General features: G+C 39.5%; 12 protein-coding genes. All 12 read left to right on the top strand.

Annotation, left to right across the window (positions count from 1 at the left end; translation table 11 throughout):
* The first annotated feature begins 38 nt into the window (after window positions 1-38).
* Window positions 39-668, top strand: a complete 630-nt coding sequence (locus CD126_RS02145) for a YkyA family protein (RefSeq protein ID WP_049406884.1) — start codon at window positions 39-41, stop codon at window positions 666-668.
* 281 nt (window positions 669-949) lie between these two features.
* Window positions 950-2,062, top strand: coding sequence for a pyruvate dehydrogenase (acetyl-transferring) E1 component subunit alpha (pdhA, locus tag CD126_RS02140; protein ID WP_002471907.1), 1,113 nt, complete (start codon window positions 950-952; stop codon window positions 2,060-2,062).
* Window positions 2,063-2,065: 3 nt separating this feature from the next.
* On the top strand, window positions 2,066-3,043 hold the full coding sequence (locus tag CD126_RS02135; protein ID WP_049409235.1) for an alpha-ketoacid dehydrogenase subunit beta: 978 nt from the start codon (window positions 2,066-2,068) through the stop codon (window positions 3,041-3,043).
* A 147-nt stretch (window positions 3,044-3,190) separates the two neighbouring features.
* Window positions 3,191-4,504: a dihydrolipoamide acetyltransferase family protein gene (locus tag CD126_RS02130; RefSeq protein WP_103369958.1), complete on the top strand. Its 1,314-nt coding sequence runs from the start codon at window positions 3,191-3,193 to the stop codon at window positions 4,502-4,504.
* Between the two features lie 3 nt (window positions 4,505-4,507).
* Window positions 4,508-5,914, top strand: coding sequence for a dihydrolipoyl dehydrogenase (lpdA, locus tag CD126_RS02125; protein WP_103369957.1), 1,407 nt, complete (start codon window positions 4,508-4,510; stop codon window positions 5,912-5,914).
* Between the two features lie 187 nt (window positions 5,915-6,101).
* On the top strand, window positions 6,102-6,374 hold the full coding sequence (locus CD126_RS02120; RefSeq protein ID WP_049406896.1) for a UPF0223 family protein: 273 nt from the start codon (window positions 6,102-6,104) through the stop codon (window positions 6,372-6,374).
* A 116-nt stretch (window positions 6,375-6,490) separates the two neighbouring features.
* Window positions 6,491-7,027: a helix-turn-helix domain-containing protein gene (locus CD126_RS02115; RefSeq protein WP_103369956.1), complete on the top strand. Its 537-nt coding sequence runs from the start codon at window positions 6,491-6,493 to the stop codon at window positions 7,025-7,027.
* Between the two features lie 10 nt (window positions 7,028-7,037).
* Entirely contained in the window at window positions 7,038-8,138 is a 1,101-nt protein-coding gene (locus CD126_RS02110; RefSeq protein WP_249663537.1) for an ABC transporter ATP-binding protein, read from the top strand.
* The gene (locus CD126_RS02105) at window positions 8,122-8,925 is read left to right on the top strand and encodes an ABC transporter permease (protein WP_103369954.1); all 804 of its coding nucleotides are present in this window, start codon (window positions 8,122-8,124) and stop codon (window positions 8,923-8,925) included. Before CD126_RS02110 ends, CD126_RS02105 begins: the two co-directional genes overlap by 17 nt.
* Before the next feature lie 5 nt (window positions 8,926-8,930).
* A complete protein-coding gene (locus tag CD126_RS02100) occupies window positions 8,931-9,737 on the top strand; it encodes an ABC transporter permease (protein WP_049406904.1) in 807 nt (268 codons plus the stop codon).
* Window positions 9,734-10,804 (top strand): ABC transporter substrate-binding protein, encoded by a 1,071-nt coding sequence (locus tag CD126_RS02095; RefSeq protein ID WP_049406907.1) that lies wholly within the window; start codon window positions 9,734-9,736, stop codon window positions 10,802-10,804. Before CD126_RS02100 ends, CD126_RS02095 begins: the two co-directional genes overlap by 4 nt.
* Window positions 10,805-11,065: 261 nt before the next feature.
* Complete coding sequence (gene auxB, locus CD126_RS02090; protein WP_049406910.1) at window positions 11,066-12,151, top strand: lipoteichoic acid stability factor AuxB; 1,086 nt, start codon at window positions 11,066-11,068, stop codon at window positions 12,149-12,151.
* The last annotated feature ends 372 nt before the right edge of the window (window positions 12,152-12,523 follow it).

The raw sequence follows: 12,523 nt of genomic DNA, 5'->3' as shown, positions 1-12,523 counted from the left end.
TTACGATTACACTGATAAAAAAGGAGGAAGTAAACACAATGAAATTAAGATATGGTATGAGTGCCATCCTAGCTTCGGCAGTACTTCTCGCAGGTTGTACGACGGATAAAGGTGAAATGAAAGCCTATAATCATCAAATTGAAGACGCACAAGGTAAAGAGAAAGTGATTAATAAAGTAGATAAAGAAATGGCTGATATTCAACAAGAGAAACAGAAGATAATGGACAAACTTGATGGTAAAAATGATCTCGATAAAGTACAAGACTTATCGAAAAAGCTCGTTAAAAAAATAGATAAACAGCAAAAGTCTTTTAAACAAGAAACGAAAGCGATGAAAGATTCTAAAGATGAATATCATAAAGCGCACAAACATATTAAAAACATCGAGAACGACAAGCGCCGCGATGCGATTAAGAAATGGGATAAAGCGCTCGACAAAAAATATCAAGCTTTCGATGACTACGCTGATAAATATAATGACGCGATGAAGAAAGAAAAGGATAAGTTCAACTACGTCCTTAAAGATGATCCAGATCAAAAAGTAATTGATAAAAAGAATAAAGAAGTCAACGATGCTTACAAAAAAGTCTCTGACAGTTCTAAAAAATATCAAGACGCATCGAAAAAAGCAGACGAGCAGAAACAAAATGCAGAAACATTACAATAAAAGTGTGCAATTGATGAAAAATATAACTTATTGAGTAATAAAATAAATATAATATAGTACGTTTATGTTGTATGCGCTTTCCTAAATGGGTTAAACTATATTTATACATCAATAAACATACTAGTACAGTTTAAGAAACGCTATTAGTACAGCTTAAATTCTGTACCTGTGTTCGTTGATACAGAACATTTTATATTTAGTTAACAGTATATTCTTATTATGGTACAATAGTAGTGGATTAAAAAGAATATCTATTATACGGGAAAGGTATGGTGAATTGAATGGCTCCTAAGTTAAAAGCCCAATTCGACGCAGAGAAAGTATTGCAAGATACTCAATCTCAATTTGAAATGGTCCAAGTATTGGACATGGATGGAAACGTTGTAAATGAAGACTTAGTACCTGACTTATCAGATGACGAACTCGTTGAGTTGATGAGCAGAATGGTATGGACGCGTATCCTTGACCAACGTTCTATCTCTTTAAACAGACAAGGACGTTTAGGTTTCTACGCACCAACTGCAGGTCAAGAAGCATCACAACTTGCTTCACAATTTGCACTTGAACAAGAAGACTTTATCCTTCCAGGTTATCGTGATGTACCGCAATTAATCTGGCACGGTTTACCATTAACTGAAGCGTTCTTATTCTCAAGAGGACACTTCAAAGGTAACCATATGCCTGAAGGAGTAAATGCGTTGAGTCCGCAAATTATTATCGGTGCTCAATACGTTCAAACAGCGGGTGTCGCTTTAGGTATCAAGAAACGTGGTAAGAAAGCTGTAGCAATCACTTACACAGGTGACGGTGGTTCATCTCAAGGTGACTTCTACGAAGGTATCAACTTTGCATCTGCTTACAAAGCACCTGCAATCTTCGTAATCCAAAACAACAACTACGCGATCTCAACACCACGTAGTAAACAAACAGCAGCTGCAACACTTGCTCAAAAGGGTATTGCAGTAGGTATTCCATCTATCCAAGTTGACGGTATGGATGCATTAGCTGTATATCAAGCAACTAAAGAAGCGCGTGAACGTGCAATTAACGGTGAAGGACCTTCATTAATTGAAACAATGACTTACCGTTATGGTCCACATACTATGGCGGGTGACGATCCTACTAAATACAGAACTTCTGACGAAGACTCTGAATGGGAGAAAAAGGACCCATTAGTACGTTTCAGAAAGTATCTTGAAAATAAAGGCTTATGGTCTGAAGATAAAGAGAACGAAGTCATTGAAACTGCTAAATCAGAAATTAAAGCTGCGATTAAAGAAGCAGATAATACACCTAAACAAAAAGTGACTGATCTTATGGACATCATGTATGAAGATATGCCTCAACACTTAGCAGAACAATATGAAATCTATAAAGAGAAGGAGTCGAAGTAACCCATGGCACAAATGACAATGGTTCAAGCGATTAATAACGCGCTTAAAACTGAATTACAAAACGACGAAGATGTTTTAATTTTCGGTGAAGACGTCGGTGTTAACGGTGGTGTATTCCGTGTAACTGAAGGGTTACAGAAAGAATTCGGTGAAGATCGTGTATTCGATACACCGTTAGCGGAATCTGGTATCGGCGGTTTAGCTTTAGGTTTATCGACTCAAGGCTTCCGTCCAGTTATGGAAATTCAATTCTTAGGTTTCGTATTTGAAGTGTTTGACGAAGTTGCAGGTCAAATCGCTCGTACACGCTTCCGTGCAGGCGGTTCTAAAGCTGCACCGATCACAATTCGTACACCATTTGGTGGGGGAGTACATACACCTGAATTGCACGCAGATAACCTTGAAGGTATCTTAGCGCAATCTCCAGGATTACGTGTAGTTATTCCTTCTAACCCATACGACGCTAAAGGGCTACTCATCTCAGCTATCCGTAGCAATGACCCTGTCGTATACTTAGAACACATGAAACTTTACCGTTCATTCCGTGAAGAAGTTCCTGAAGAAGAGTACACAGTTGAACTTGATAAAGCGAGCGTTAAACAAGAAGGTAACGATATCACTTTAATCGCTTATGGTGCGATGGTTCAAGAGTCTCTTAAAGCTGCTGAAGAGCTTGAAAAAGACGGTTACTCTGTTGAAGTTATTGACTTACGCAGTGTTCAACCAATCGATATCGATACACTTGTAGCTTCTGTTGAAAAAACAGGCCGTGCGGTAGTCGTACAAGAAGCGCAACGTCAAGCAGGCGTAGGTGCTACAGTAGCAGCTGAATTATCAGAAAGAGCCATTCTTTCTCTTGAGGCACCAATCGCTCGTGTAGCAGCAGCTGATACAGTATATCCATTTACTCAAGCTGAGAACGTTTGGCTACCAAACAAGAATGATATCGTAGAACAAGCGAAAGCAACGTTAGAATTCTAATTAAAGTATCATGGTGAAGAGAAGCTTGAAATAATTAAAGATGTTGGCCCGCATTAGGGGTTCTAGTGATGATTATTTCAGCTTCGTCTTTACTATTTTAAGATGATGAGCACAGAATTTATATTGAAACATTAGGAGGACAAGAACGTGGCATTTGAATTTAAACTACCTGACATTGGTGAAGGTATCCATGAAGGTGAAATTGTAAAATGGTTCGTTAAAGCTGGAGACACTATCGAAGAAGATGACGTTCTAGCTGAAGTACAAAATGATAAATCCGTTGTTGAAATTCCATCTCCTGTCGCTGGTACGATTGAAGAAGTATTAGTTGACGAAGGTACAGTAGCAGTAGTAGGTGACACAATCGTTAAGATTGATGCGCCAGATGCTGAAGAGATGCAATTCAAAGGCGGAGACCACGACGATTCTGGCAAAGAAGAAGCTTCAGAAGAAGAGACTCAAAGCCAAGAAGAATCAACGTCTGAACAATCAGGCGCAACTCCGTCAACTTCATCTGAAGAAGTCGATGAGAACAAACGTGTTAAAGCGATGCCATCTGTACGTAAATACGCACGTGAAAATGGCGTTAATATCAAAGCAGTTAATGGTACAGGTAAACATGGACGTGTGCTTAAAGAAGACGTAGATGCATACCTTAACGGTGATGCTTCAGCAGCAACAGGTGAAGAAGTGGCTGCAACAGAAGCACCTGCAGCAAGCACATCTGAACAATCAGCACCTGTATCAACTGAAGGTGACTTCCCAGAAACTACTGAGAATATTCCAGCTATGCGTAAAGCAATTGCGAAAGCGATGGTTAACTCTAAACATACAGCACCGCACGTAACATTGATGGATGAAATCGATGTACAACAATTATGGGATCACCGTAAGAAATTCAAAGAAATCGCTGCAGAACAAGGTACTAAATTAACATTCTTACCTTACGTTGTTAAAGCACTTGTTTCAGCATTGAAAAAATATCCAGCACTTAACACTTCATTCAACGAAGAAGAAGGTACAATCACTCACAAACACTACTGGAACATCGGTATTGCAGCAGATACTGAACGTGGATTACTCGTTCCAGTTGTGAAACATGCAGATCGTAAGTCTATCTTCGAAATCTCTGATGAAATCAATGAACTTGCAGTTAAAGCCAGAGATGGTAAACTAACATCAGAAGAAATGAAAGGTGCTACTTGCACAATCAGCAACATTGGTTCTGCAGGTGGACAATGGTTTACACCAGTAATCAACCATCCTGAGGTTGCGATCTTAGGTATCGGTCGTATTGCTCAAAAACCAATTGTGAAAGATGGAGAAATCATAGCTGCACCTGTTCTAGCATTATCATTAAGCTTTGACCACAGACAAATTGATGGTGCAACAGGTCAAAACGCTATGAATCACATCAAACGCTTATTAAATAATCCAGAATTATTATTAATGGAGGGGTAAAACATGGTAGTTGGAGATTTTCCAATTGAAACAGACACTATAGTTATCGGAGCAGGCCCAGGGGGTTATGTAGCTGCTATTCGCGCGGCTCAATTAGGCCAAAAGGTAACAATCGTTGAGAAAGGCAACTTAGGTGGTGTGTGCTTAAACGTGGGTTGTATTCCATCTAAAGCATTATTACACGTTTCTCACCGTTTTGAAGAAGCTCAAAGCTCTGAAATTCTTGGTGTAGTTGCTGAAAACGTTCAACTTAAATTTGATCAAGTACAAGAGTTCAAAAACTCTGTAGTAAATAAATTAACAGGCGGCGTTGAAGGCTTACTTAAAGGTAACAAAGTTGAAATCGTTAAAGGTGAAGCTTACTTCGTAGATAACAATAGCTTACGTGTTATGGACGAAAAATCAGCTCAAACTTACAACTTCAAAAACGCGATTATTGCAACTGGTTCTAGACCAATTGAAATTCCTAACTTCGAATTCGGTGAACGTATTATCGACTCAACTGGTGCGTTAAACCTTAAAGAAGCACCTAAGAAATTAGTTGTTGTTGGTGGCGGTTACATCGGTTCAGAATTAAGTACTGCATATGCAAACTTCGGTACTGAAGTAACTATCCTTGAAGGTGCGAAAGACATCTTAGGCGGATTCGAGAAACAAATGACTCAACCTGTTAAAAAAGGTATGAAAGAAAAAGGAATCGAAATCATCACTGAAGCAATGGCGAAATCAGCTGAAGAAACGGAAGATGGCGTGAAAGTAACTTACGAAGCTAAAGGTGAAGAACAAACAATCGAAGCAGACTACGTATTAGTTACTGTAGGTCGTCGTCCAAACACTGACGAATTAGGTCTTGAAGAATTAGGACTTAAATTCGGTGAACGCGGCTTATTAGAAGTTGACAAACAAAGCCGTACTTCTATCGACAACATCTACGCTATCGGTGACATCGTACCTGGTCTTGCACTTGCACACAAAGCAAGCTACGAAGGTAAAGTAGCAGCTGAAGCTATCGATGGACAAGCTGCAGAAGTAGACTACATCGGTATGCCAGCTGTTGCCTTCACTGAACCTGAATTAGCTCAAGTAGGTTACACTGAAGCACAAGCTAAAGAAGAAGGTTTAGATTACAAAGCATCTAAATTCCCTTACGCTGCTAACGGACGTGCATTATCATTAGACGATACTACTGGTTTCGTTAAGTTAATCACACTTAAAGAAGACAACACAGTAATCGGTGCTCAAGTAGCAGGTACAGGTGCTTCAGATGTTATCTCTGAACTTGGCTTAGCTATCGAAGCAGGTATGAATGCTGAAGACTTAGCATTAACTGTACATGCTCACCCAACTTTAGGTGAAATGTCTATGGAAGCTGCTGAGAAAGCATTAGGTTTACCAATCCACACTATGTAATTGATTAGATAGTTGATTTAACTTCATTGTGAGTTAAACGATATCTCTGATAGTTATAAAATAGCTGTTCAAAGTGCTTAGTGTACAATTCACTTTAAAGCGTTTTGAACGAACTGGTAGGGCAGGACAATGAAATCATGTCGATTTCTGTCCTGCTCTTTTCGTGTAGAAAGGAGGATGAACGAAGATGGAATATCATTATCCCATTGATTTAGATTGGTCGAATGAAGAAATGATGGATGTAATCGCATTCTTTAACCAAATTGAAGCGTATTATGAATCTCATGTGAAAAGCGATCACGTCATCGACCACTACAAACGTTTTAAAAATGTGGTGCCAAGCAAAGCAGAAGAGAAACAAATCTTTAAAACCTTTGAAAAGGCAAGCGGTTATAACAGTTATAAAGTTGTACAATTAGCTAAGCGTGAGCCGGGTACAACAATTTCTCACTCACAATAAAATAGTTCTTGCTATTGAAGCTATATTTTGGTACTTTTATTAAGCAATAAACAAAAAGTTTAGTAAAAGTAAACAAAGTATAGCTTTTTTAATATATGGAATGAAAAGGTGACGGTATGAATATCGGTCAACGTTTGAAAACTTTAAGACAAATCAAAGGTCTGACACAAGAAGAATTAGCTGAACGTACAGACTTATCAAAGGGTTACATTAGCCAAATTGAGAGTGGTTATGCTTCCCCAAGTATGGATACCTTTCTATCAATACTTGAAGTGATGAATACGAATCCGAGTACATTTTTCAAAAAACAAAGAGAAACACGCGTACTCTATAAGTCTGACCAACAGCACCGCTATGACGAATATGATGAAGGGTATGTCTTGAATTGGCTTGTCAGTCAATCCCATGACTTTGAGATGGATCCACTTAAGATTACACTTCGCCCACACGCGTCATACAAAGCGTTTGCTCCCTCGAATTCTGAAACATTCGTTTATTGCTTGAAAGGTCAAATACAACTTCAATTAGGAGCTTCCGAATATATAGCAGAGACAGGAGATGCGCTATACTTCAAAGCGAATCAATCCCATTGCTTATCGAATCCGAGTGAAGTAAAAACTGAAGTGATGGTCGTAACGACATCGACGAGTTAGGAGGAAAGTGATGGCACTCTTGTCTTTTCATAATGTAAGTAAACAATATCAAGATACGACTGTACTTGATCAGATAAATTTAGAAATTGAAGCAGGGCATTTCTATACTTTGCTTGGACCCTCGGGCTGTGGTAAGACGACGATATTAAAGTTGATTGCAGGTTTTGAGTATGCCGATAACGGCCAGATTAAGTATCAAGGTAAAGATCTACAAGCGATACCTGCCAATGAACGCCAAGTCAATACCGTCTTTCAAGACTATGCACTCTTTCCACACTTGAACGTGTTTGACAATATTGCCTTTGGTCTGAAGTTAAAAAAGTTGAGCCGTTCTCAAATTAAAAACAAGGTCACAGAAGCACTACAACTCGTGAAATTAAGCGGCTATGAGACACGTCGAATTGAAGAAATGAGTGGAGGTCAACGCCAACGTGTGGCGATTGCTAGAGCGATCGTCAATGAGCCGGAAATCTTGTTACTGGATGAATCGTTATCAGCGCTCGATTTGAAATTGCGTACAGAAATGCAGTATGAATTACGTGAACTTCAATCACGATTAGGCATTACGTTTATCTTCGTCACGCACGATCAAGAGGAAGCGTTGGCTTTGAGTGATTATATCTTCGTGTTGAAAGAAGGTAAGATTCAGCAATTTGGTACACCGAATGATATTTACGATGAACCAGTCAATCGCTTCGTCGCTGATTTCATTGGTGAATCCAATATTATAGAAGGTACAATGGTCGAAGATTTCAAGGTGAACATTTATGGTCAAGACTTCGAGTGTGTCGACCAAGGTATTCCATCAAGACAAGCAGTTGAAGTCGTAATTCGACCTGAGGATATTACACTCGTTGATCGTGAGCGTGGATTATTTGAAGTGACAGTAGATTCTAAGTTGTTTAGAGGCGTTCACTATGAGCTGATATGTCGAGATCAGCGAGGTTACGAATGGATTATTCACTCGACGCAAAGTACTGAAGTCGGCGAAGTTGTAGGATTATACTTTGACCCTGAAGCGATTCATATCATGGTACCAGGTGAAACGGAAGCAGAGTTTGATCAACGTATTGAAAGTTATGAGGACACGGCAAATGACGAGACTGAATAAACTATTACTCGTTCCATATATTTTATGGCTCGGTATTTTTATCATCATTCCGATACTTTTATTGATTTATTTTTCGCTCACAGATAGTGCGGGTCATTGGAGTTTGAGTAACTATCATCAAATCTTGAGTTGGCAGTATGTAAAGATGTTCAGCACGTCGATGATTTACGCTTTCATCATCACTTTCATTACGCTACTCGTGAGTTATCCGGCTGCCTACTATGTAGCACAATCTCGTCATCAACAAATGCTACTTCTCATCTTAATCGTGCCGACGTGGATCAATTTACTTCTCAAGACCTATGCATTTATTGGGATCTTCAGTCATGATGGAATTATTAATCGCTTATTACAGGCTGTGCATCTTCCTGAGTTAAATATTCTGTTCACAGGGCCAGCCTTTGTAGTAGTTGCGGTTTATATCTACATTCCGTTTATGATCTTGCCTATCTTCAATAGCTTGCGCGACATTCCACATCAACTGATTCAAGCAGCGAGCGATTTAGGTGCGACACCTTGGACGACATTTCGTAAAGTGATTTTTCCTTTGAGTTTAAAAGGCGTGATGACAGGCGTTCAAGTAACTTTTATACCTGCTTTGTCTCTATTTATGATCACACGTCTCATTGCAGGAAATAAGGTCATCAATATAGGTACAGCGATTGAGGAACAATTTTTAGTCATACAGAACTATGGACTAGGGTCCGCGATAGCGCTGGTACTCGTCATCTTTATGGTGCTCGTTCTTATCGTAACTCAAGTGACGCAACGTGAAGGAAGAGGGTGAACAGGATGCGTTGGCAAGGCAAAGTATATTTAACATGTCTCATTCTCTTTCTCTACTTTCCAATCCTCTTCTTGATGGTGTACTCATTTAATAGTGCGAACAACATGATTGAGTTTAAAGGCTTTACTCTTGAACATTATGCATCGTTGTTCTCAAATACTCGTCTGATGAGCGTGATTCTCAATACTGTTAGTGTTGCTTTACTTGCAGCAGCTATTGCGACGATTATTGGAACATTTGGAGCGATTGGTGTTTATCACTTGAGGCAGCGGCAGATCAAGACGACAGTAACCGCTTTGAATAACGTATTGATGGTTTCATCAGATGTCGTTATCGGTGCATCATTTTTAATCATGTTTATCGCTATAGGTCAGATCACGGGCTTTGGACTCGGTTTTACTACAGTGCTCATTTCTCATATCGCTTTCTGTATTCCGATTGTCTTTATTCTCGTATTGCCACAGCTTTACGACATGAATCATAATATCTTGAATGCGGCACGAGATCTTGGAGCCACTGAAAGCCAAGTGTTGAGTAAAGTATTGTTGCCACAACTTACACCTGCTATTATTGGCGGTTTCTTTATGGCTTTGACATACTCACTTGATGATTTCACTGTGAGCTTCTTTGTCACTGGCAATGGTTTCAGTGTCCTTTCAGTAGAGGTCTATGCCATGGCACGTAAAGGTATCAGTATGGAGATTAATGCGATATCTACACTGATCTTCCTCTTTATCATGCTTGGTGTTGCAGGCTATTATATTGTAAAAAGATTCTCTAACAAGTCTAGAAAGCGAGGGCTGCCATCATGATGAGATTAATACAATGGATGGGTGGAGCCATTATTATTGGCATACTTGCCCTCGTGCTCAGTCATCAGTTGACGGCGCAGAAATCAAAACACCAAGAGAAAGTTTATATTTATAACTGGGGAGAATATATTGACCCAAGTTTAATCAAACAATTTGAGAAACAGACCGGTATCAAAGTGATTTATGAAACTTTCGATTCCAATGAAGCGATGGAAGCAAAGATACGTAATGGGGGTACGCATTATGATGTGGCATTTCCGAGTGAGTATACGGTGGAGAAGCTAAAGAAAGAACATATGCTGTTACCGCTTGACCATCAGAAGTTACCACATTATAAAAATCTAGATGCGGCTTATTTAAATCAAGACTTTGACCCTCATAATCGTTATTCTGTCCCTTATTTCTTTGGGACAGTCGGTATATTGTATAATAAAGATCGCTATCCTAACATCAAGTTTGATTCTTGGAAAGACTTAACGCGATCCGAGCTAAAGAACGACGTGTTACTGGTAGATGGCGCGCGTGAAGTCATAGGTTTGTCATTGAATCGATATGGTTATAGTTTAAATGATACGTCTGAAACACATCTCAATCGTGCGCAGACCTTTCTTAATGAGTTGAAACCTCAAGTCAAAGGTGTCGTAGGTGATGAGGTGACAATGATGATGACACAACACGAAGCAAATGCAGCAGTCGTTTGGAGTGGCGTGGCAACACCTATCGTTCAAGAACACCCTGAATTTGAGTATGTAATTCCGAAAGAGGGTTCGAATGTTTGGATTGATAATATGGTCATACCTAAGACGGCACAGAATAAAGAAGCGGCGTATCGCTTTATAGACTTTTTACTAGAAGCACGTAACAGCAAACAGAACACGGAATGGGTAGGGTACGCAACGCCGAATAAAGCAGCACGTGCTCAGTTGCCTGCTGAAATCAAGAATGACACACGCTTTTATCCTACTCAGAAGCAACAACGTCAGTTAGAAGTTTATCGTGATTTAGGTTCGCAGCATTTGAGTGAGTATAATGAACGATTCTTAAACTTTAAGATGGGTTTGCAGTAAAGTATAATAAGAGTGATTAAATATGTGTGAGTAGTTATTTAAACGTGAATTAGATATAATGAGACGACAAGAAATGATTACACAAAAAATATAGAACATGATTACATATAGATGGCACCGACGCTTGAGAGTCGATAAGCAGTTAAGTGCTTGAAGATAGCGTGCACTTACAGAGAGCGTCGATGATGATTTGAGATGAACGCTCGATGATGACGATGTCCATCCTGTGTAATTCAACAAGACATATAAGGAGCTGTTAGTATGTCAGATGAGCAATTTACTCAAATAAGAAAGCCAGTCAATCGTGTGGCTGAAAAGGTCTTAGGCTGGTTGAACTGGATATTCCTCTTATTGCTGACTGTGGTGATGATGTTTATCGCGCTCGTGTCGTTCAGTAGTGATACATCGATTCAGAAGTTAGAGGGTTCGTTAAATAATAATGATTTAGCCCAACAAATCTTTTCCAATTTGGATTGGAATACGACGCAGTTTGTCATCTGGCTTCAGAATGGGATCTGGGCAATCATCGTTTACTTTATCGTATGTTTGCTTATTTCATTCTTAGCATTGATTTCGATGAATATTCGCATATTATCAGGTATCTTATTCTTTATCGCATCCATTATAACTTTACCGCTCGTATTGTTAATGGTGACGTTAATTATTCCGATTCTATTTTTCATCGTTTCTATTATGATGTTTGCGCGTAAAGATAAGTTTGAGTATGCAACGTCTTATCGACCTGAATACGCTCAGCCATTTTACGAAGAAGAGCCAAGACCAAGACCTCAAAGTCATGAACCGGTTCAACCGCAATATACACAACCTGAAGCGGAAGCGAAACCGCGTCAAGATGAATCGCTCAGACGTGGTGGCTATATTCCGAGTGACTATGAGACACCTGCTACGGAAGAGGAACCAGAAGTGTTGTCTCGTCAAGATAAGTACAATTATAAGAAAAAGTACAAAGCGGATGACTTTGAACAGCCGAAGCGTGACGAATCTGCGACGGATGACTGGGTAGATGACGGTCAACGATTGTCACGTGAAGAAGCGTTTAGACAACAAGAAGAAGAACGTCAACGTGAGCGTGAAGAGGCACAAGCGCGTAAACAAGAACAAGCAGAAGAGGCTGCGCGTTTGAAACAACAGAAGAAAGAAGAGAAAGCGCAAGCACGTCAAGAGAAGAAAGAACGTAAGAAACGTTTGAAAGAGAAGCGTAAAGAGCAACCGAGTGCGGTCAATCAACGTCGTATGAATTATGAAGAACGACGCAAAGTGATTGAACAACAGCATGAAGGTGATGCTCAAGCTTCTGAGAACGATTCAACAAAGCAGCAGAAATAAGTATGTGAAAAGTGGAAGGGCAGTTGTTCTTCCACTTTTGTGTATTAATTTCTGAGGTAAATAAAAAAGCAAGCTTAAAATAAATTCTTGAGTGAATTTTCAATGTGTACTCGAGACGCTTTATGGAACTAGACCACAACGAAAATCCATTCTTCGAGCTCTTAGAGCGGAAAGAATTAGTTGAGTGTGGTCCCACGCAGTAGTGATCTGCATTCATATGGGTTTTCACTCATATGAATCCTAGCTCTCCTTCCGGGGGAAGCACTACGAAATCATAGATTTCTGTGCTTCTCCCAAGCAAGCGAAAGTTATAACATTGAAAATTAATAATTATTTAATTTTGTCTCAGACTCTTTGTATAAAGAAGAAGCG

It is taken from the genome of Staphylococcus pettenkoferi (genome assembly GCF_002902685.1).
Classification (GTDB): Bacteria; Bacillota; Bacilli; order Staphylococcales; family Staphylococcaceae; genus Staphylococcus; species Staphylococcus pettenkoferi.
This window is presented reverse-complemented; position numbering and strand designations above follow the sequence as displayed.